Raw genomic sequence first — 22,423 nt, 5'->3', positions numbered from 1 at the left:
TGAAAGCGACTTCAAATTTTATTATAATCAATTTATCGAAACGTTTCAATAAAATAAAAGGAGTGTTCTATAGTGAAAAAATGGTTGTTATTCTCTTTTATCGTAGCTCTGCTCGTTTTAAGTGCATGTGGAAATGATAAAGCTTCTAAAAAAGATAGCGGAAGCAGTGATGATACCATCACCGTTTGGGCGATGGGTGAGGAAGGGAAGCTTCTAAAGCAGCTAACAGAAAAATTTGAAAAAGAAAATGAAGGAATCAAAGTAGATGTACAAGCTATTCCCTGGGACAGCGCACACGACAAACTCTTAACTGCAGTCGCCTCCGGAAATGGTCCTGATATATTGCAATTGGGTACTACTTGGGTTCCAGAATTTGCTGAAGCAGGAGCATTATTGGATTTAACCGAGTATATGGAAGAACATCCAGAATTTGCGCCAGAAAACTATTTTGATGGTGCTGCAGAAATTATGCAGTTTGATGACCAAATCGTTGGTATCCCATGGTATGTAGACACCCGAGTATTATATTACCGCACTGACTTATTAGCTGAAGTAGGTTATGATAAAGCACCAGAAACGTGGGAAGAATTACAAGACGCTGCAAAGAAATTAGCAGACCGAGGAGAAGACCAATACGGTCTTGATATAGATCAAAATGACCAAATTACGCCATTTATCTTTGCTTGGCAAAATGGCTATGATGCAAACCTTAAAGAAAATAAATTAAATTTTGATACTCCAGAATTTATAGGAGCGATGGAATATTATACAAGCTTCTTTAAAGAAGGTTCTAGCCAAGTAGAACAAGGCGAAGATATTATTCAAGCATTTGCTAATGGTAAAAAGCCAATGTTCTTCAGTGGACCTTGGATGGTTAATATTTTAAACGAACAAGCCCCTGATGCAGAAGGAAAATGGTCAGTTGCTGTTATGCCAGGTAAAGAAACAAAGGCTTCCAGCATGGGAGGAGCTACATTATCTATCTTCCATAATTCAGAAAATGTTGATAACGCATTGAAATTCTTATCTTATATGAACGAAACAGAAACACAACTCGAATGGTTAGACATATCCAATACATTACCTTCTAAGCCAGAAAGCTGGGAAAATCCAAAATTACAAGATGATCCAATGTATAGCGTATTTGGAGAGCAATTAAAAGAATCAAAAGCAGGCTTGCAAACAGAGCAGTTCGAACGAATTGCCCAAGAACTGCTTAGTTCCTTAGAACGAGTAAATGCTGGTGGTGCCGATCTAAAAGCTGAAATGGAACAATTCAACAAGACAGCTCAGGATTTATTAGCAGAATAGCTTGTTAAGAAGTATATAAGACCGGGATGTTCGTGGTCTTATATACTTCCACCAAAATACGTTTCATAACGATAGGTGGTTTATGATATGTTAAAACATAAATTTCGTAATCGACATCCCTACATGTTTATCGCACCAGCTGTTTCATTATTAATCATATTTAGCATTATTCCGATTACTATTGCTTTTTTCATCAGCTTTACAGATTTGGATTTAAAAGGGTTAGCAAATTGGTCTAACATCAACTGGATAGGATTTGAAAACTATCAAAATTTATTTGCTGACGATACATTTTTAAAATCCATTTTCAATACTTTATTTTATGTCATGATCGGTGTTCCGCTTGTCATCATTTGTTCATTGGGAATTGCATTAATGCTTAATTATGGAAGCAACAAACTTTATTCCATATTCCGGTCTGTATACTATATGCCCTCGATTACTAATATTATTGCAGTCGCCGTCATTTGGGGGTACCTATACAATACAGAATACGGATTATTTAATTATATTCTATCTTTACTTTCTGTAGAGAACATACCTTGGCTTCAAGAACCTACGATTGCTAAAATTTCGCTTATCATTCTCGCTGTCTGGAAAGGCATTGGGATTAACATGATCATCTTTCTTGCTGCACTGCAAGGAATACCAAGAGCTTACTATGAAGCAGCTAAAATGGACGGCGCCAATCGAATTCAAACATTTTTTAATGTCACATTACCCTTATTGAGATATGCAACGTTTTTCGTAACAGTCACCACGCTAATCGGTTGGATGCAATTTTTTGAAGAGCCTTATGTGATGACGCAAGGCGGACCGCTAGACGGAACATTATCTATTGCATTGTTTATCTATAAGGAAGGCTTTCAATTTAGTGAATTTGGTTATGCTGCTGCCGGCTCTTTCGTACTGTTTATTATGATTATTATCGTCACTTTAATTCAATTTAAACTTCGAAAATCCGATACAGAATTTTAACTTTTTCGAAATGAGGGAATTGTCTTGGCAACTTTAAATTCAACAAAAGGAAAAACAGAAAAAATCCTTATCACAGCGTTAATGATTGTTGGTGGGATAGTGGTATCCATTCCATTCATTTGGATGATTACAAGTGCATTCAAGCCAGAAAGTGAAGCATTACGTATTCCACCGACCTTACTACCTGAACACCCAACACTTGAAAATTTCAGGCACTTATTTACCGAATTAAATTTTCTGGTTTATTTACGAAACACATTAATCATCGTATTCTTTTCATTCATTGGCTTGCTATTTAACGGTATGGCAGGATACGGATTTGCAAAGTTTGAATTTAATGGCAGGGAAAAAATATTCTACCTTGTCCTAGCAACCATGATGATCCCGGGGCAAGTAACAATGATACCTGTTTATTTATTATTAAATGGTATCGGACTAACGAATACATTACCGGGAATTATTCTTCCAGGTCTAGTTGCTGCCTTCAGCATTTTTTTATTCAGGCAGTTTATGACGACCATCCCGACAGATTTAATTGAAGCGGCACGTTTAGATGGAGCAGGTGAATTTTATATTTTCTTTCGACTTATTATTCCAATAGCAAAGCCCATTTTCGCCGTACAAGGTATTCTCGCATTTATTGGTGCGTGGAACAGCTTCTTATGGCCGTTAATTGTCGCTAATGATGAAAGTCTATACACTCTTTCTGTCGGACTTTCCTTGCTACAGGGACAATACGGCAACAACTTTGCTCTGCAAATGGCTGGAGCTGCATTTATGGTTGTACCAATCATCATCATTTTTTCATTCTTTCAAAAGTACATCGTTGAAGGGTTTACGATGTCAGGAATTAAATAAGAAAACTGTAGTGTATGTTCTTCAATATATTTCAAAATTGACTGGAATCAGAGACGTCAATGTGTGATGTTTTCTACCGGATGCATAACTTATCCTGTTATTTACTAACTCCATCACGCATATGAATTAGTAAATGTATTTCAAAATAAAAGAGCTACTACTAAAACAAGGTAGTACGACAATTGCCGTTTTGGACAACCACTATTTTTCACATATATAGTGCTAATGATAAAAATCTAAGATACAATAATATTGAACAAAGCATGGAATCGTTTTTATGGAGGAAGTGTATTCATGGCAACAATAAAAGATGTAGCAAAGCTCGCTGGTGTAGCAATCTCCACTGCTTCTTATGCATTAAACAATAGTAACAAAGTGAGTCAAGCTACAAAAGAAAAAGTAGAAGCAGCGGCAAAGTCGTTAAACTATAAGAAAAATGGCTTTGCTTCTGATTTAAAAAGGACAAAAACAAATACAATTGCTTTAATACTAAGCGATCTATCTGGTCCATTTTATTCAGAATTAATTCAAGGGGTTCAAGATGTAACTACCGCCAACGGTTTTGACTTAATTGCTTGTAGTTCTATAGGGGGAGCAAATTCAACTGCGACGAAGTTTTTACAGGAAAAGCGTGTAGACGGTGCTATTATACTTGCACACAATATTAGCGATGAAGTAACCTTGCAATCTGCAAGAAAAGGCTTCCCGCTCGTTGTGTTAGATAGGAAATTAGATAGCGACTTTGTTTACAATATTGAAGTCGATAATACACATGGCGGTTACTTAGCGACAGAGCATTTAATACAAAATGGACATCGTGAAATCGCCTATGTAAGTGGACCTTATAATTCTCATGATAATAACCTTAGGTTTCAAGGGTACATGAATGCTTTAAATGATCACGGAATAGCCTACCAACCAAAGTGGAAAATTATTGGCGATTTCACTCGTGAAGGTGGGTACCGTACAACGAAAATGCTAATCGCACAGCGGAAATTTCCACACGCCATTTTTTATTCCAATGATGAAATGGCCATTGGCGGTCTAGAGGCACTAAGAGAAAATAACATCTCTGTTCCCGATGATATATCCATTATTGGATTTGACGATATTCAACTTGCTGAATATGTTTCACCGCCACTATCAACAATTAAACAACCAAAATACGAAGCAGGCTCATTAGCTGTACATGTCATCTTCCAGCTTTTAGCTGGGGAAAAAGTTGACCATCATTATACACTATCCACTGAGTTAGTGAAACGACAGTCTGTTAAGCAGCGGAAGCTACCTGAGCCTATAACCTAAAAGTTCGTTCACAAAAGCCGACTTAAACAACATCCTAAAGCGAACCTTCAATGAAGCAGGAGTTTCTTCATCCCCCTTTGAATGTTAGCACCACAAGGATATATCCTAAAGGGATTTAATAGAATTGGGCATTTGACGTGCAGTTGGATCTCTTACTTACTCTCTGGGTTTCACTTCCCAAGATTGAAGTAAAGGTCTTCCTGACAGTTACTTGCTTGGTTAAACGAGTTATACCTATAGTATAAAACTAAAACTTTAAATAACATGAGCGTAGATTTTCTGCGCTCATGTTTTTTCATCAACATTATACTAATTTTCTATCAGATTGGTATCTACTCACATAATTAGTTCCAATCTCTTTTGCTAAGAACTTAAACAATGAGTTATCTTGTTTTCATCTATCTCTTTGTTCAGTTTTTGTCCCCATGCATTTGTTAATGTGTATTTGAGACTGCCACGAGTGGTCCTATTTCATTGAACCCAATTATTACTAGAACAAAAGCAATCAGCAATATAAGCGGATGATTCCACAGCTTTTTACTTTCTGCTGATGTTTGTCGTATTACCCACAAAATTAGAATCATAGTCATAAGAAAAATCATAAACATGACTCGAATAAAGGGGTCTTGATAATCCTGCATGATCATCTCTCCTAACATCGCCCCCATCATACTTCCCATCAGACCCGATAATGTTCCATCCAGCACAGCTAGTAAGCTAACTGGGATTCCTGCTAAGCAACCAACTACTATTCCCACTAGCATAGAAATTACTGTTGAATAAAATAAATTCCCCATTAACAAAATGCCAACAATGACTCCAATAGTAAGCCCAACAATCATTCCAAGCGCCATCGCAATCATCATGCCAGTCATGCTTGCAATCCTATCCCGATATATCATTGTAATTCCTATCACAAAAGCCGATAAAATGATGACAGTTACTATTACAATCATTAATGGCATAGTCATTTACATTTCCCCTTTATACTCGTCCTGCTTTCAATATATGATTGTACTTCATAAACATTCACGTATATGCAAAAGTTCTGGTGCTGGAATTTTAGGAATAATCCTAATGCATGACACAGGGATGCTGGCAATTATTTCCAGAACAAGGAAACTGATGAATCCATTAATCTTAAAACAGGGGTGACTATTGTCGCTACTTTTAATAGGATTTACATATATTTCTTATACGAATTTGGAATACCGACTAGCGATAAAATAAATTCTATAACCATTAGTCAACAGCATTCGCTTCAATGTCTCATTATTTGGTGAGACATTGAATGAGGGGGGGAAATCAAGCCGTCAATAAAGATTTAATCGTGATAAATCTGTATACTTTAATTAGATAGAAAACTTGGGGAGGACTTATGGATAATAGAAATCAAGCATTAATTATCATAGATGTACAAAAAGCTTTCGATGATAAAAAGTGGGGAGAAGAAATAATCTTAATTGCGAAGAAAATATTAGTGAAATATTAACGTTATGGAGAAAAAAAGGAGGGAAAGTAATCCATATTCAACATATTTCGGATAAACCTAATTCCGTATTTTATCCAAAGAATGCCGGGTTTGCAATAAAAAAATGGTTGAACCGACGATTGAAGAAGTAGTATTCACAAAGAAAGTAAATAGCGGTTTTATTGGTACAAATCTAAAAGAGTATCTAAAACAAAATGATATATCGACGGTGGTATAACAGGCTTAACCACACCTCATTGTGTATCTACAACTACAAGAATGAGTGGTAATTTAGGCTTCAATACATATCTTATTTCAGATGCAATAGCAGCCTTTGGTTTGACAGATCAAAATGGTAAATATTACGATGCCGAAACTATACACAATATATCTATATCTTTAGCAACTTTGCATGAAGAGTTCGCAAAAATAATGAAAAATAACTAATAAACGAGATTTCATAGTTCTCTTATTGAACCACTGGCTTGTTTTTATGCATATGGGCGGGCAGAACTTTCGCTTCTTACTTATAACGGTGCAGCAATATTGAATAAAGGGAAGAAAAATACCTTGACCTAAGGTGCTTTTCTTCCCTTTGTTTAGAAGTTAGAAAACTATGAACAAGAGAGAATTGTCATACCTCTATTCCTACGAAAAATCTGTGATGCTATCTATTCCATCCAATTATTGTATAAGTATGCAAATAAGCTTGATGTACTTACATTTATGAACGTAATTGCCCATTAAATTACGATTACAGTTTAATGCTCGTTTTTTCGAATTCCACCCATAATAAACTCGATTAGTTTTTCCACTTCAGACTCATGAATCACATCTACATCGACAATGACAAAACGCGAGATGATAAACCCTCCCAAAACAGGAAGCAGCAAATAGACAATATCATCTGTCGGAATATCTTTTAGCTCTCCCCGCGCTTTAAACATTTCGATAGTATTTTTAAAGCGAAATCGAATTGTATCAGCCAAATAAGGTAAGAGCTCTTTTTTTAAGGATTCATTATATATTATCTCTTTAATAACAACCTGTAAAATTTGCTTATTCTCATAAAAGAATTGAATTCTGTTATGAAGTAATGCACGTAAAAACTCTTCAAAAGACGTTGTTTTCGCTGGCAAGACTTCTGCAAATACTTCTTCTGCCATGTCTGGCAGTGATGACTTAAAAAATGGAAGAATGACAGACCGCAATAAATTTTCCTTCGTTCCGTAATGTTTAAATATTAATCCTTCGGCAACGCCAGCCTGTTTAGCAATCTCACTTGTAGACGTATTCGCATAGCCCTTTTCCGCAAATAACCTAATCGCTGTTTCTACAATTTTCTGTTGTTTTTCTGTCTGTTTTTTTGTCTTCTTTGCCTGAGCAATCATAGAATCTAATACGTTATTATATTTCAATTTCTTTCTCCTTTATTCTTTATAATTTTCGATACTTTTTTAATCCAAACAAATTGAGAATAATTAAAACAACGGCAAAAAGTATCAATACATAAAGATCTCCGGTTATATCAGCTAATCCTAAGCCTTTATACATAACATCTTGCAAAGCATCTGCAGCATAAAATAAAGGCATTCCTTTAGCCAGTACTTGCAGCCAGTCAGCCATTCCTTCCAATGGGATAATACCCGAGAAAAATATTTGTGGAACGACGATGATCGGAATAAACTGCATCATTTGAAACTCCGATTCAGCAAACGCCGATAGTAAAATCCCTAAAGATAAGGCAACCATTGCTAACAGCAAATTAATAAGAAGTACATTCCAAACCGACCCAATTAAAACTATTTCTAATATGCTAACAGCATAAAGAACAATAATAATGGTTTGTAACACTGCGAATGTACCAAAGCCAATTAGATAAGCAGCAACAATTTCCCCTCTCTTAACAGGGGTCGCCATTAATCGTTCCAATGTTCCAGTTGTTCGCTCTTTTAATAAACCTATGCCCGAAATAAGAAACACGAAGAAAAACACAAAAAAGCCAATTAAAATCGGACCTAGCACATCAAAAAACACTGTGTCTTCATCTCCATAAACATAAGCAATATCAAGTGAAGTGTTCTCTTCCATGTCTACATTTTTTTGTAATTGCTTAGACATCTGCAGTGCATTCGTTATTTGCTTTACTTTCATCTGCAACGCTTGTGAAGTTGACGGATCATTGTTTCGTAACGTTAGTTTCGGTATGTCCCCTCCCATTTGTAGAAATCCATCTAATTGTTCTTCCACAACCAAATCCTGTTCATCTGTTACATCTGCAAATTCCTTCACCTTAATATTCGCATCTTTCAGCTTTTCAATGAATCTTTCATTGGCATTTTCTGTACCTACAACTGGATCCGCCTGTTCTCCATTAAACACTAGATACATAAGTGTCAATATAAATAAAGGTGCGACAAACAACAGTGCCATTGTTCGTTTATCTCTAAACATTTGCCGAAAAATACGCTTAACCATTGCCATTGTTCGCATACTAGATTCGCCCCGCTTTCAAAAATACTTCATCTAAGTGACCCGCTGCAAATTCGTTTTTCAATGCTTGCGGTGACCCTGTTGTTATAATGGACCCTTCTCTAATCATTGCAATACAATCACATTTTTCTGCTTCATCCATAACATGCGTTGTTACGATTATTGTTTTTCCTTCTTCTCTTTTTAAACGCATTAATTCATTCCAAATGCTATACCGTAACTCGGGGTCAATCCCTACCGTCGGTTCATCAAGTATAAGGATAGCTGGATTTTGGATTAATGCAATCGCAAGTGATAACCGTCTTTTCATTCCTCCTGAATAGGCAGAAACTTTTTTCGGTAATTCTTCCGTTAAATTTACTAAATTTGCTACATAAGTCATCCGTTCCTTCATCTCGTCTCTTTTCAATTTAAAGAGCGAGGCAAAAAATTGTAGATTTTCTTTTCCTGTCAACTCCGAATATAAGGCATCCGATTGTGCCATATATCCAATTTTTTGCAGTAATTGTAAGTTTGGAACTTGTTGCTGAAGAACATAAATGCTGCCACGATCCGGCTGGTCCATACCCACAATCATTTTCACCAGTGTTGTTTTCCCTGCCCCAGAAGGACCAATTAACCCATAGATACTGCTTTCATTTATTGTTAAATTAATATTTTGTAAAACATTTCTTTTACCGTAGCTCTTGCTAACACCCTCCATGGTAACTGTACCATTCATCGATATCGCCACCTTTGGCTAAATTTGAGTGAGTAATTACTCATTATATTTATAGCAGGAATTAAGTATAAAGTCAAAATACGTCATATAAAAACTTTTATCTGTGCAACGAACAATTCTATCATCTTTAAGTATAAATAACTCCATACTATGTTAAACATAATACGGAGTTATTTATATTTGCACGTTGCTTTATATCTCACTAACCTCATGCGTAAGCATTAAAGCCAGCTCCCTTTTTCCAACAAATCTTTCAACACAACAGCATGGTTATATTGTTTGTCTTTGGATCCGTATAATAAGACAACGCTTCTATTTTTTGACAGTTCTCGTAAGTCCTGTAACATACTTCTTTGCTGTTCATTTTGTTCTAACTCTTCTTTATAAGCCTGGCTAAACGCATTAAATTTGTCTGGATCATGATTAAACCACTTTCTTAATGATGTACTTAGTGCAAGTTCTTTCAACCACTTATCAAGGTTAGCGCGTTGTTTCGAAATGCCGCGCGGCCAAACTCGGTCAACTAATATCCGATAACCACCTATTTCAGATTCTTCTTCGTATACTCTTTTTAGCACAATCGACATGAGAAACATCCCCTTTTGACTCAAAAATTGAAAATATCACTAAGGAAAACCCAACTCTTTCAGTTTCCTATAGCCATTTCATCCATGCGCTAAACTTCGCTTATGTTAGTATGCAACAATAGAAAACACATCGAATTTAGTTATCCAATCTAAATTTTGGCTTCGTACATTCAATGAGTGCTTCTTTGATCCATCTAATACCATCCCCTTAATTTCCAACTTTACCCTCTAAAAGAAAGTAAATTTTATGCCGTATTCATGTAATAACTATTGCTCAAACGTTTGTTTAAATATCTATTTACTTATATATTTTCTTGTCGCTGTTTCTTTACATATCCCTATTCTTCTTCCAACCACTTGATATAACACCTGTCTCTACGTCTATTATAAATCAAATTAAAATGCCAATTAATCTAAAAAACTCATGTCCCCTTATTTCCCCTGCTTCTATAATACCGCCCACGGCATTAAACACCCCTCTTCGCAAATACTAAACGCTCTTACATTTATATTAGAAATTTTCTTACATTTACAGCTGTTATTTTTTGTTATATACTGTTTGTACAAAATTACTATGGGGTAATTAAGTGGGAACAATTGTAAGGAATTGTCGATTATGTGAAGTTCCAATGGAATTAAACCCACTTTCATTTTGTCCTGCATGCCTTGAAGACAGAGAGAAAATTATCCACTATATTATGGAACACCCCCGGTCTTCGATTAAACAAATAGCAAAATCCACGCAAATATCTTTAGATAAGATTTATAAATTAACCTCGTTAAAGCTTCCTCATAATAAAAACTAAACCATAAGAATTCCCTTTTTTATATTTTTACCAGATATGTATTTTAAATTCTATTATAATGAACTATCAAAATTAATTACTATAGTAAATCGCTAAATAATAGTCTTATACTACTCCATTTTCCAGCAAAATCTGTTATATATTTATAAATTGTCACATTTTGTCATGTTTTGCTAACCCTCTTTGTATGTATAGTGGTACAATAAGAAGTGGATATAAAAGTTTATTTTTAGGAGGCTTTAAAATGGAGAAAGTAGCTATAGTTACAGGATCCGCAGAAGGCTTAGGAAAAGGTATTGCACATCGCTTATGTAAAGACGGGTTCAAAGTAGTCGTACACGATATTAATGAACCAGTTCTAAACGAAACGGTGAAAGAGTTTAAAGAAAGTGGATTTGACGTCATTGGCGTTGTGGGAAATGTCGCCAAGCGAGAAGATCAATTTAATTTAGTAAAAGAAACTGTGGAACATTTCGGCAGATTAGATGTATTCGTTAATAACGCCGGTGTTGACGCCGTCACACCTTTCTTACAAGTAGAGGAAGAAGAGCTAAACCGCTTATTCCAAATCAATGTAAATGGAACTGTATTCGGTACCCAAGCAGCTGCAAAACAATTTATCAAACAGGAAACGAAAGGCAAAATCATTAACGCCTGTAGTATTGCTGGTCATGAATCATACGAAATGCTAAGCACTTATTCAGCTACAAAACACGCTGTAAGATCCTTTACACATTCATCAGCAAAAGAACTTGCTAAACACCAAATCACCGTTAATGCATACTGCCCTGGTATAGCAAAAACAAAAATGTGGGATAGAATTGACGAAGAAATGGTAAAACATAGCGATAACTTAAAACCAGGTGAAGCTTTTGAACAATATTCTTCTGCAATTGCATTACAACGTTACCAAACCCCAGAAGATGTTGCGAATTTAGTTTCATTCCTAGCCTCAGATGACTCTGATTACATTACAGGTCAAACTATTCTAACAGATGGTGGCCTTGTTTATAGATAAAGCAAAATAACACCAAATCGGTACCTTTGGTCAAATAAAATTTAACACACTAACCAAACTGCTTTCATATAAAATCTGCTGGTAGCGACTAGCAGATTTTATTTTAATTCCTATAACAATATAAGCTTGTCAAAATAACTTCCCTCTATTCATTTTAGCTGGTTTAGAAAAACAGACTGCTTCTTGAACATTAACTAAAGGATATTCAGGGCTATACTCTCCGTACAGGTTAATTTTTTCTTTAACAAATAATTAAAGTATTTTTGAAGTTAGTTGCATATCGTTATTAAAATATGGCGGATTTGGCGTATGATAAAGTAAATCTTCAATCAGTGAGAGTTTTCATTGATCCCCCACTGATTGTTAGAGGAACGAATCGGGTATTTAGTGCTGTTATCTCCCACTTAGATTTTGGCAGTACAGATTATCCAACTAATGAAGTGGGAAGTCTTACAGTACATTATATGCGGGATAAAAAATCATATAAAAATACTATTGTTCAATAAAAATAAGTATTATTTACTTTTAACAGCGAGAAATAGCATTATTTTTTGTTAGGAAATTCATTTTTCAAAAAATAGCGTTTATTATAATCAACTATTTATCGTTGAGCCTAGAATTAGTTACAATAAAAGTTAATTATTTCTTTCACAATCGTAGCTACTTATGGTATAAGGTTATTCAGTATAAGGTTATTCTTCCTTTACTGCAATATAAATGTCAATATTGCCATTTGGGTAATACTTTTCTAGATCGTAAGTGTATATTCGCTTTAAATTGCCTTCCGCTTCTTTATTCCAAATTTCATTCCATGTATGAAAAATGCCTTGTTCATCTTCAATATCAACTTTAAAAATCTCAAATTTTGTATCATCCGGAATAACTCTTCAATAGCAACACATAATGTATAATCCCCTTTATAATCAGATTCATATTCATGGTATAAACCGTATGTAATACCTTTATAGTTTGATAATTCAGTGGAAGCCCCTGTACACATAGCTGATATTTTTTCCATTACATGCTCGTCACTAAAATTATTTGTTCTAATGCTATTAAGTACTTTCAATTTTATAAATGTTTATCTTTCATTTTTATTTGTCTTTAAGTAATTCAGCCAAAAATGAACATGGCTTTTCTTAAAAAAGATCCTGTTCTATTTCGATAGCTTTCTCATTTGAGAACAACTTTATCGTAAAAGAAGTATCTTTATTGTCACTGATCAACGCCATTAAAAAATGGTAATAATCTAATTTCTACCTTTATATTTTCCAGTATTAACTAACAAGATTAGAGATTCGCCCATATTCCAATTATGGAGAATTTTTTGTTTTTATTATATGAATATAGAAAATAGACATAATAAAAATAACACATTACTTCCATATTTTTTTCACAAATATTAGATACAAAGTAATGTGCTATATAAAATCATTAAAAAGCTAAACTTTTCACTAGGATAAAGGCATTTGAGTTAAGGGTATCTCGTATTTTAAATTTTATTTATTTCGTTGCTTAATAATCTAGTTGCTGCAAACTTAAAATTATTTCCTCTTTACTATTTTTCTTCAGCTTATATTTCCTCAATTTACTTTCAATAGTTTTTGCTTCGTTCGGTTTATTACTAAATTTATTGGTTATTTGATAAAATAACTCTGCTAAAAAATTGCTAGTACCAGCTGAGCCTAATTCAAAGCCTAATGTTTCCTTTTCTGAAAGTGAGTGCTCCGTCAATGATATTACTTCATTTTTAAATTCATCTTTTATTAATATCTGGGGTGCTTTATTTTTTAAAGCTAGTAGCAGATCATCCATATTAGCAGCTACAAACATCTTAAATAAACCTCCCTTCACTCTTTGATTGTTTACATTCATTACATCGACATAATTTATCCAAGAATTGCCATAAAAGATCGGAAAATTTATCTGTTTCAGCTTTTATTATATCATAAAAGCTCCTAAATTTACCAATATATTCAGTAATCTGTCTTTTTCTTTTACCATTAATTATGGGTTTTGCAAAATAAAACAACGCCCCCCTTTCCTATACTTTATTCCTCCGTCACAGTTTAAATAAAATTTCCTATTTGGAACAATTTTGGATTCACAAAAGAATAATTTTGTGGTCTATTCTTTAATTAAATTTAAACCCGTATTCTACTGTTCATGTTAAAATAACGCTCTCCTACCAACCTCTATTTTCCCACTTTTCCTATTCAAAATTGGCTCGTTTTTCACGAGTTATATAGTTTCCCGATAAAAGATGGAAGGAGAAATCAAGAAAAGCAGGCAAGACAAGGGCTGCACATGAAAAAGGCCCGAAAATCGGAAACATATATACCGAAATTCAGGTCTGATTAGGAAATGTATTTTTTCCACTGAGAAAATTAATTAGACACTTTTAACTCTAGCAACGCTACACACTCCACGTGTGTCGGTGCTACTATGTGAACACAATTTATTATCCTCGTTAGCTGTATGTGAACACAATTCATTAGATGTTTTTGTGTTTTCTTTTTTCGCATTTCTTCGTGCTGGTTTAAATTGTTCACCATCAAGAGTATTACTTAAACCTGTTTTATATACAAACGTAATCATGGCAGGATCTTTATTTCCATCTTCATCTACTCCACCTACAATTACTTTCTCAACGACACTTTCAAATACATAACGGTCAAACGTATCAATCACTTCATTTTGTTCCAATACTTTTTTGAAGGCCAGTAAGCGTTTTTTAATATCCTTTTCTTCTTCCAAATTTGATAAGGACTTTTCTCTTGTTTGAACCTTCTCATTAATATCTTGCATGAGTGAATTATATTTATCTTCATACGTATCTTTATCGATAACATTCTCCAATCTCATGTCCACTAATTTATTCTTTTTATTTTCTAAGCCTTGAATTTCTTTTTCTATTTTAGCTATTTCTTTATGAATCGTATTGAAGCTCAATGTTTCTTCCATTCGTTGCAAAAATTCTTCCAATACGTCTTTGTTATTATTACACATAATTCGGTAACTTTCTAGAAAAGCTTTTTCAATAGCTTCTTCGGGTATTCCTTTACTATCTGGACAGAACTTTTTTCCCTTCTTTGTACTTGTAACACACTGCCAAATCACCTTCCCATATTTCGTTCCGCTATGCCATCTACGTCTTGTTAGTGTACTTCCACAATAAGCACAATCAATCATACAACTAAACGCATATTTACGACTAAATTTCTCCCGCTTCCCACCATTATTTTCTACTGTATTTCGTCCTCGATTTCTTCTCATTCTGATTTCCTGTGCCTTATCAAATATTTCAGCACTGATAATTGGTTCATGGTGATTTCGCAAATAATACTGATCTTCCTCACCAAAGTTTTCTAATCGACGTTTTGAAATAGGATCTAAAGTAAAAGTTTTTCCCATTAAAATATCGCCTTTATATTTTTCATTCTTGATAATTCCAAGTACAGTTGTTTCAGCCCATGTTGGAGTACCTCTCTTTGTTTTGTAACCTAAATTCTCTAACTCCCTTGAGATGATACTACCACCTGCTCCTTCAACATACCTTTGAAAAATATAACGAACAATTTCCGCTTCTTTTTCGTTTATTGAAACACTTTTATCTTCTGGATGATAGTCATAACCAAGACACCCTTGAAAACCGACTAACTCTCCACGTTGCATTTTCATCTTTAATCCCTTTTTAACATTAGCAGAGATATTTTCGACTTCCTGTTGAGCGACTGAACTTAAAACAACAAGTAACAATTCACCATCCATTGTCAGTGTATTGATTTTTTCATCCTCAAAATAAACGGCTATATCTTTTTCTTTTAACATACGAACATACTTCAACGTATCTAATGTGTTCCTTGCAAATCTAGATATTGATTTCGTAATCACCATATCAATATCTCCATTCATACAGTCATTAATCATTCGTTGAAAATCTTCACGTTTAGTAATCTGTGTACCTGTGATAGCTTCATCTGCATAAATATCAACTAACACCCATTCAACATTTTTCTGAATTAAATCAGAGTAATAAGAGACTTGTGATTTATAGCTACTTAACTGATCTTCTGAGTCTGTACTTACTCTACAATATGCCGCTACCCTAAGCTGTTTTATTTCTTTTCCACGTTTCTGGTTGGCTAAGTTACTATTGGCACGAATCACTTCTACCTTCGACATAACAGTTCCTCCTTTTGTGTTCCTATCTACTTTCTATTGTATCGCCAATAGAAACACAATTCAGCCTGTAATATCAGAAATAATGCCATATTCTTTCATTAATCTATTTTTAACCATGTAATATTCCTTTTCAGTAATCAATTTACGGGTTAGCAGTTGTTTTAACATAGCAATTTGCATACTATAAAGAATTAAATTCTGTTTCAAAAAACACGCCCCCTTATAATTAATCAATTAAAAATCAGACAGCTGTTGGTACAGCTCCACGGGAATTTCACCCCTGCAAGTATTTCTTCCAGCCCTACTCATAGCTTGCGACGCTTTGAACGCTCGAACCATGACGATAGAGGAGTATCATTATCCTATCTGATGAGTTATCGCCAGCAATCCACCACAATTGCATTAGACTCAAAGATTATCGCTCGTTTCTTTCAAAAGTCATGGCGTATGAATCAAGTGGCTCACCATCAGAAGAATGTATCTGATTTTTTGTCTATACTGCACGACGTTGTCTTCCGTGCTTTCTTTGTCATAGAACTATTTATGATTATTGAAAGGGAAAAACTTGTTATTTAATCACAGTTTGAATACTAAGCTTGCATAAGCTTTAAACGTAAAAAATCACGTATCTCTCCGTCAGTACCTCGACTAGATATATGCTGATAACCCAAACAATCCCTATGCATGTAAACTTGAAATAATACTTATGTCAAGAATTTAAACTCCTTTTTCTCAATAAGACTACGCTTCTTGCGTGGTAAGTCAAAATACTTGTTTCAGGTTGTTACGATAACTTTCCATTCTAGATATCAACAGGTTTATTATGCTTGCAATTTTTATTCATATTGTTGAAAAAATAAGTGGCGAATTCCCCTTTCATATCCTTCAACTATTTTTTGGGGAATTTGCCAAGTATTTAAAAGAATTTCTTTGGAATAATTTTCACTATTGTATATAAATCAGCCAAGTAATAGATGGCAATCAAAACAAACCGTGATAATGAAATTTCTTTTGACCACTTTAACTTTCACACATTTAAATTTAATTAATAGAATACGTTCATGTTGTCATAGTCCTAATATTTAGCCTGCAATTTAAGCATCGATAAAGCAAACATAAAATAAGCAACGATGTGATAACTTAAGTGCTATAATGAAGAATACATATAAACCTACATCTTTGAAAATTTGGTTGCTTTAATACGTAATAAACGTAATGAATAGGTTTTTAAGAACTCCCATTGTTTTACATAACTTTATAATATATCTCGCCAATAAACTACAAAATCATATTGTAAGTGTTAGTCAATACGATTACTTTGGTAAATTTATTTATTCTTTAATTTCAGTAACGATTCAATATTCAGATCAAAGATGATTTTCAAGCGATTACATCCTTATTATAGTAAAAGATAAATTTTGTATCTGCCATAAGAGAAATTATACAAAAGATATAAATCTTTTATTAAGATAAAATTCAATAAATGAATATACAATCAATAGAAGTGGAGGAATGTTAAAATGTGTTTAAAAGAACAGATTGAAAAAATTTTTATGGATAACACCAATTATATAAATCCTAGTCAAGCAGTTAACCAAGCTAGTTCACTAAATGCATTATCAAGTGATTTATATACGGATTCAAATCGATTCATTTATGAGCTTTTGCAAAATGCAGATGATTCTTGTCAGAATGGTGAAGTAGTAAAAGTATGGATAAAAATTTTTGATGATAACTTAGTAGTTGCTCACTCAGGTAAACCTTTTACTAAGCGTGATCTCCAAGGTATTTGTAATGTAAACAATGGCACTAAAAAATCAGATTTAACAAAAACAGGGTATAAAGGCATTGGCTTTAAATCAGTATTTGGACAATCTGATAAAGTGACTATATATACTAATTACGAGTATTTTAAGTTTGATGCAACCTACCCATTTGAATGGAAATGGAAAGAATCAAAGGTTGATTGGGAAGAAAGTAATGATAGGGAGTTTCAGTTTCCTTGGCAAATTATCCCCATATATACCGAAATAAAGGAAACTTCAGAACCGATTAATCAATTCATTAGAAATAATAACGCAAACGTTGCAACTATTATCCAATTGAAGAATGTAAATGAGACAAGCCAGGCTATTCAAAATTTATCTCAAAATGTAAATCTATTTTTATTTCTAAAAAACATTTGTGAAATCCATTTTGATATAGGTGGATCAAAGACTATAAAAATTGACCGAACAAGAAAGAACAAAGTTACTCTACAAAAAGGAGATAGTTCGACAAAAACAGAGTGGTTGATAAATACCCAACAACTAACGGTTCCTCAAGATGTGAGAGAAGAACTGCAAGATGAAAGAAATATTCCAGAGAAGTTACTTAATGCTACATCTATAGAGTTATCTTTAGCAGCAAAAGTTGGTAAGGATGGTATTACTAATCTTTCTCAACAAGAAAAACTTCTTTATTCATATTTACCAACTGATGAAACTAAATATTCCTTACCCGTTCTAGTTAATACTAGTTTCCTAACTTCTGCTAATCGTGAATCACTTCATACTGATTCAAAATGGAATCAGTGGATTTTTAAAACAATTGCTGTTGAGATCTTTAAGTGGATTTCAGTATTAGTTAAGACCGAGTTTCAATTTCAAGCATATCAATTAATTCCTGAAAAGACTTTTAATGATGAATTGGGAAAAAAGTTTAACGAAGGAATTATTGAGGCACTAAAGAATATTCCATTTGTTATATCTAAAAAAGGACAGCTGCTTAAAATCGATGAAACAATAATAGATTTTACATATCTGTCGGAGAAAAAATTCATAGGTGATGAGCCTATTAAAAAGTTCGTTGAAGAAAACAAAACGAAGGAATCAGCTCACTCTAAACAATTCGCTAAAAGCAATCAATTTTTTTCTGATTTTAAAAGACTGGGTGCTTCATGTTTTGAATGGGACGATTTACAAGCTTTCCTTTCCTCTAAGAATTTTATCAATACGCATACACTAGATAAAAATATTAAATTAATAAAACATTTTAGAAAGCTTTGTACATCGGAGAAAGTTAGTTATATTTCTGAGAATTCACTTAGAAATCTTCCGTTTATTTGGGACCATAAGAACTTTATAAACTATCCTAGCCAAGTATGTTTTCCTGCAGCAAATGATGATAATTGGAATAACCCTAACAACGAATTATCCTTTGTTCATGAAGAGTTACAGGTTTGGTTACTTAAGGACATTGATAGTAGACTTTGGTTGGAAGGTCTAGGGTTAAAAGAGAAAACAGATATCACTTATATTACTCAGAATATCATACCTAATATCGACGTCTATATTACAAAAGAGAATGCTATACAGGCAATTAGAGATTTATTTAGTTTATATAAGAAAGGGGACTTAAAAGAAGAACTAATCAAACAACTAACAAGATTAAAACTGCTTACTTCAAGTGGTAGCTTATGTCCTGCTATAGATTGTTTCCTTTCAAACTATTATAATCCAAGGTTAAAAAGTGAAAAAGTATTAAGAAGCAATATCTTTGTCAGCGAAGATTATTCTACAGACCCCTTGGAAAAAGATGAGTGGAAACGTTTTTTTAAAATGCTTGGAGTTCAAGAAGGAATCTCTACAGTAGTCCATGCAAATAAAAATTCTAACTCACAATTAATCGAAGTAGATATTAAATCTGGATATTTTGAAACTAGCGATAAAAGGTTTACTCCTTTACTAAGCACTTTTAGAGCTGATTCTTATAAAAACATAATCACTATGAACTATATTAATCATACTGAAGATAACCCAGAATTTGCATCTATATTTTGGTCTGATTTTATTGAAAATCATACTCCTGATGAATTGCAAATGCCAGCAATTGCTTATTGGGGTCACCATGGAAGACCAGGTCAAACTACTGGAAGCGAGGTCGAAAATTATGTTCCATGGTTTATTAAAAATATACAATGTATTCCTACCCTTTCAAAAAGATGTGAAAAGTCCTCCGATGTATTTCTGAATACAAGAGAAATTAAGGATATTTCTGGGGATTATTTATCTGTCTTTAATGGACCAGACTTATCACCAGATTGGAAAGCCTTTTTTAATTTTAAAACCGATTTAAATATAGAGGATTATTTAGCTATATTAAGCAAAGTCTCTACAGATACTGATAAAAATGGAAATATAAAGAGTGATAATTATGAAAGAATCCAATCAATCTATTCTATATTATTAAACAAATGTGTTAATTGGGATACTGACGATATTGAAACAATTGAAAAATGGTCTGAAACTAACCACTTGCTGAACACAAAAAATGAATTCACAGAATGTAGTTCACTTAAATACTTTTTAGATGGTAATGAATCTATTTTTCAAGAACAGTATCACTTTATAAACTTAAGTGCTGAGAATAGAAAGAGTCCGAATCTTAAAAAATTATTGACATATTTTAAGATAAAGTTGTTGAAACAAAATAAGTTCGAACTGGTTCACACTCAAACGGGAAAGTGTGTAGACTTGAAAAGTAAACTGAGTATTATTATTCCGTATCTAAAAGTATGGGTTACAAGTGAAGATAATGATGATAATACAACCATTAGCTTAAGTAATTTAGAAAATAAAATTGAAGAACTAAAAATATACCAGTCCGAAAACCTCAAAATTACTTATAAGGGAATTAACTTTATTAAAAGTGTAAATACTCATTTTACCGAAGCCAGTCTTTATGTAACTAGTCCTTGGGATGCTAATAGTGTTTTGTTAAATTTGTCGGAAATATTATGTAGATACTTCCAATTAGTTGGACATGAAAAAAAGTTAGATTTTTTACTTAGAACTACCAAAAATGAAGTTCAAAAATATTTTGAACAGGAAGAATTAGAGGTTCCAGAAGAAATACTTGATGTAAGAGATAGTAATTTAAAAAAACAAAAAATAACTTCTTTTGCGGATATTGAGACTGCTGTCAACGAGAAAGAGATACCTCCAGAATTCTTTCATTTATCAAAATCTGACTATGATGGGTTGAAATATGTAGAAGGCCTTATTTCTAGATCTGTTAGTAATGTAATGGACCATCTAAGAGAGTTACCAGAATACGATTGTTCAAATTATTATAAAATCGCAGATAGTATTATTGGTGGGATAATCAAAAATGGAAATGAAATCACTGTAGTAGCTAGACCATCTGATAATAATCAAGTGCTAATATATTATACTTCAGAATTTGACGTTCTAGATTATGTAGATGCTGAACTTTGGTGTGAAGATGGTATTAGCGCTCCGAAACAAATAACGCTAGGGCAATTGTTTAAAAAAACAGGTATAAATAGAATACCATTAAATAACTTAAATTTTACGGAATCTGAATTTGAAACTTTAGAAAATGAAATTAAGTCAGTAGAGTTAGAATTTAATGCTGTACCATTTGTTCCACATAAAACAGCAAAAATTATTTCATCGTTTGCAAATACAAATGGAGGATCGATAATTTTTGGACTTAAAGAAATTACGCCTGCTTCAAATGAAATTGTAGGAATTAGTTCTGATTTTCAGGTTGTTGAAATTACAAAAAGGGCGATTTCTTTACTATCACCAATACCGAATGTAACTTTTGACTGGGTAAAAAACGGAGAAAAATCTATTTTTGTAATCAGAACTGAGAAGTCAGACGAAGATGTATTGTTGGAAGGCCAAAAATATATAAGAAAAGGGACACATAGTGTTTTAGAAGATGCTTTAAGTAAAAAAGCTCAATTAAGTATTCCTAATTATAGTAGAACTATTGCAGTTATTATTGCGATAGAAGAATATTCTCCTAGGAATGAAAATCAAATATCTAGTGTAAAATATGCCAGTAATGATGCTAATAAATTTAAAAATATGTTGATAGAATCAATGGCAGTAAATGAAAGTGATATTTATATGATTATAAATGAAAATGCATTAAAAAGTAATTTAGAATATGATTTGAAATCTTTATTTTATTCTTTAACTGAACAAGATCGTTTGATTTTCTATTATGTTGGACATGGTTTCCATGATGGAATTACAAATTATTTGTCTACTTATGACACGCATCCATATAACATAACTGAGACAGCAGTGTCATTACGTAAACTATTGCTTGATCCATTATTAAAGTCTAAATGTAAAAATGCTCTTGTTTTTATAGATGCTTGTGCAAAAATATTTCAAAACGAAAATGAAAGAAATAATATCACCGATATAAATGATGAAGAAATAATATTTTTAACACATGAATTTCCATATTACGCAATGTTTTTATCCTGTCATCCTGGGGAAAGTTCTTATTCAAGTGATATATTAAAAAATGGAATATGGACTTATCATTTAGTTAAGGCAATAAACGGTGATGTATTAGAAGCACTCCATGAAAAAAAATACCTTACAGATGCTTCACTACAAGACTATCTCTCTAAAAGAGTATCAGCTTATACCAAACAAGAACTTGGATTTAATCAAAACCCTAAGACAATTTTGGATTCAAGTCACATAAATGTTATTGTAGAAGCTAAACAGTACCATGAAAATTCTAAGTAATTATCCAATTTATGTTTACTTTAATTAGTTAAACAATGGGGACTTATCTCCTTATTTTAGTAAAAGCTGTGAAAATCTAATACACTATTACAAATGTTTTTAAATTAATACCTTTTGAAACATATAAAAG

At 33.1% G+C, this 22,423-nt stretch carries 16 protein-coding genes and 1 pseudogene; 9 read left to right on the top strand and 8 right to left on the bottom strand.

Going from position 1 to position 22,423, the window contains the following annotated elements; all coding sequences use genetic code 11:
• Nucleotides 1-72: 72 nt before the first annotated feature.
• From KBP50_RS02385 to KBP50_RS02370, 4 genes are all read left to right on the top strand, one after another.
• Nucleotides 73-1,311: a sugar ABC transporter substrate-binding protein gene (locus tag KBP50_RS02385; protein ID WP_236691346.1), complete on the top strand. Its 1,239-nt coding sequence runs from the start codon at nt 73-75 to the stop codon at nt 1,309-1,311.
• Between the two features lie 87 nt (nt 1,312-1,398).
• Nucleotides 1,399-2,289, top strand: a complete 891-nt coding sequence (locus KBP50_RS02380) for a carbohydrate ABC transporter permease (protein WP_050349812.1) — start codon at nt 1,399-1,401, stop codon at nt 2,287-2,289.
• An 81-nt stretch (nt 2,290-2,370) separates the two neighbouring features.
• Nucleotides 2,371-3,147, top strand: coding sequence for a carbohydrate ABC transporter permease (locus KBP50_RS02375; protein WP_050350034.1), 777 nt, complete (start codon nt 2,371-2,373; stop codon nt 3,145-3,147).
• 294 nt (nt 3,148-3,441) lie between these two features.
• Nucleotides 3,442-4,452, top strand: coding sequence for a LacI family DNA-binding transcriptional regulator (locus KBP50_RS02370; RefSeq protein WP_050349811.1), 1,011 nt, complete (start codon nt 3,442-3,444; stop codon nt 4,450-4,452).
• A 434-nt stretch (nt 4,453-4,886) separates the two neighbouring features.
• Here the strand turns inward: KBP50_RS02370 and KBP50_RS02365 are convergent, their stop codons facing one another.
• Nucleotides 4,887-5,423, bottom strand: a complete 537-nt coding sequence (locus KBP50_RS02365; RefSeq protein WP_050349810.1) for a hypothetical protein — start codon at nt 5,421-5,423, stop codon at nt 4,887-4,889.
• Nucleotides 5,424-5,830: 407 nt separating this feature from the next.
• Between KBP50_RS02365 and KBP50_RS02360 the strand changes: the two are divergent.
• Nucleotides 5,831-6,370: pseudogene (locus KBP50_RS02360) on the top strand (cysteine hydrolase family protein).
• Between the two features lie 314 nt (nt 6,371-6,684).
• Here KBP50_RS02360 and KBP50_RS02355 read toward each other — a convergent pair.
• The 4 genes from KBP50_RS02355 to KBP50_RS02340 form a co-directional block, all read right to left on the bottom strand.
• Entirely contained in the window at nt 6,685-7,341 is a 657-nt protein-coding gene (locus KBP50_RS02355) for a TetR/AcrR family transcriptional regulator (RefSeq protein WP_128743250.1), read from the bottom strand.
• Between the two features lie 19 nt (nt 7,342-7,360).
• Nucleotides 7,361-8,416, bottom strand: a complete 1,056-nt coding sequence (locus tag KBP50_RS02350; protein ID WP_050349809.1) for an ABC transporter permease — start codon at nt 8,414-8,416, stop codon at nt 7,361-7,363.
• A 1-nt stretch (nt 8,417) separates the two neighbouring features.
• Complete coding sequence (locus KBP50_RS02345) at nt 8,418-9,137, bottom strand: ABC transporter ATP-binding protein (protein ID WP_050349808.1); 720 nt, start codon at nt 9,135-9,137, stop codon at nt 8,418-8,420.
• 221 nt (nt 9,138-9,358) lie between these two features.
• Nucleotides 9,359-9,724, bottom strand: coding sequence for a DUF488 domain-containing protein (locus tag KBP50_RS02340; protein ID WP_050349807.1), 366 nt, complete (start codon nt 9,722-9,724; stop codon nt 9,359-9,361).
• A gap of 1,050 nt (nt 9,725-10,774) precedes the next feature.
• On the opposite strand from KBP50_RS02340, the gene KBP50_RS02335 reads away from it, so the two are divergent.
• On the top strand, nt 10,775-11,548 hold the full coding sequence (locus tag KBP50_RS02335; protein ID WP_050349806.1) for an acetoin reductase: 774 nt from the start codon (nt 10,775-10,777) through the stop codon (nt 11,546-11,548).
• Between the two features lie 293 nt (nt 11,549-11,841).
• Nucleotides 11,842-12,054 carry a hypothetical protein gene (locus KBP50_RS02330; protein ID WP_128743248.1) on the top strand — a complete coding sequence of 71 codons (213 nt, stop codon included), beginning with the start codon at nt 11,842-11,844 and terminating at the stop codon, nt 12,052-12,054.
• Nucleotides 12,055-13,063: 1,009 nt separating this feature from the next.
• Here KBP50_RS02330 and KBP50_RS02325 read toward each other — a convergent pair.
• The 3 genes from KBP50_RS02325 to KBP50_RS02315 form a co-directional block, all read right to left on the bottom strand.
• The gene (locus KBP50_RS02325; RefSeq protein WP_050349805.1) at nt 13,064-13,381 is read right to left on the bottom strand and encodes a hypothetical protein; all 318 of its coding nucleotides are present in this window, start codon (nt 13,379-13,381) and stop codon (nt 13,064-13,066) included.
• Nucleotides 13,382-13,939: 558 nt separating this feature from the next.
• A complete protein-coding gene (locus KBP50_RS02320; RefSeq protein ID WP_050349803.1) occupies nt 13,940-15,733 on the bottom strand; it encodes a recombinase family protein in 1,794 nt (597 codons plus the stop codon).
• A 60-nt stretch (nt 15,734-15,793) separates the two neighbouring features.
• Entirely contained in the window at nt 15,794-15,940 is a 147-nt protein-coding gene (locus tag KBP50_RS02315; protein WP_050349802.1) for a hypothetical protein, read from the bottom strand.
• A 162-nt stretch (nt 15,941-16,102) separates the two neighbouring features.
• On the opposite strand from KBP50_RS02315, the gene KBP50_RS02310 reads away from it, so the two are divergent.
• The gene (locus tag KBP50_RS02310) at nt 16,103-16,309 is read left to right on the top strand and encodes a hypothetical protein (RefSeq protein WP_050349801.1); all 207 of its coding nucleotides are present in this window, start codon (nt 16,103-16,105) and stop codon (nt 16,307-16,309) included.
• A gap of 944 nt (nt 16,310-17,253) precedes the next feature.
• Nucleotides 17,254-22,293 (top strand): sacsin N-terminal ATP-binding-like domain-containing protein, encoded by a 5,040-nt coding sequence (locus tag KBP50_RS02305; protein WP_050349800.1) that lies wholly within the window; start codon nt 17,254-17,256, stop codon nt 22,291-22,293.
• The last annotated feature ends 130 nt before the right edge of the window (nt 22,294-22,423 follow it).

The sequence above is a fragment of the Virgibacillus pantothenticus genome (assembly GCF_018075365.1).
GTDB classification, from domain to species: Bacteria; Bacillota; Bacilli; order Bacillales; family Amphibacillaceae; genus Virgibacillus; species Virgibacillus pantothenticus.
This window is presented reverse-complemented; position numbering and strand designations above follow the sequence as displayed.

Bases quoted from the DNA above. Each gene is read 5' to 3' on its own strand.
- KBP50_RS02345 (WP_050349808.1), bottom strand. From the start codon at position 9,137: ATGAATGGTACAGTTACCATGGAGGGTGTTAGCAAGAGCTACGGTAAA.
- KBP50_RS02330 (WP_128743248.1), top strand. From the start codon at position 11,842: ATGGCGGATTTGGCGTATGATAAAGTAAATCTTCAATCAGTGAGAGTT.
- KBP50_RS02365 (WP_050349810.1), bottom strand. From the start codon at position 5,423: ATGACTATGCCATTAATGATTGTAATAGTAACTGTCATCATTTTATCG.
- KBP50_RS02370 (WP_050349811.1), top strand. From the start codon at position 3,442: ATGGCAACAATAAAAGATGTAGCAAAGCTCGCTGGTGTAGCAATCTCC.
- KBP50_RS02320 (WP_050349803.1), bottom strand. From the start codon at position 15,733: ATGTCGAAGGTAGAAGTGATTCGTGCCAATAGTAACTTAGCCAACCAG.
- KBP50_RS02325 (WP_050349805.1), bottom strand. From the start codon at position 13,381: ATGTTTGTAGCTGCTAATATGGATGATCTGCTACTAGCTTTAAAAAAT.
- KBP50_RS02375 (WP_050350034.1), top strand. From the start codon at position 2,371: ATGATTGTTGGTGGGATAGTGGTATCCATTCCATTCATTTGGATGATT.
- KBP50_RS02310 (WP_050349801.1), top strand. From the start codon at position 16,103: ATGAGTTATCGCCAGCAATCCACCACAATTGCATTAGACTCAAAGATT.
- KBP50_RS02350 (WP_050349809.1), bottom strand. From the start codon at position 8,416: ATGCGAACAATGGCAATGGTTAAGCGTATTTTTCGGCAAATGTTTAGA.
- KBP50_RS02335 (WP_050349806.1), top strand. From the start codon at position 10,775: ATGGAGAAAGTAGCTATAGTTACAGGATCCGCAGAAGGCTTAGGAAAA.
- KBP50_RS02305 (WP_050349800.1), top strand. From the start codon at position 17,254: ATGTGTTTAAAAGAACAGATTGAAAAAATTTTTATGGATAACACCAAT.
- KBP50_RS02340 (WP_050349807.1), bottom strand. From the start codon at position 9,724: ATGTCGATTGTGCTAAAAAGAGTATACGAAGAAGAATCTGAAATAGGT.
- KBP50_RS02380 (WP_050349812.1), top strand. From the start codon at position 1,399: ATGTTAAAACATAAATTTCGTAATCGACATCCCTACATGTTTATCGCA.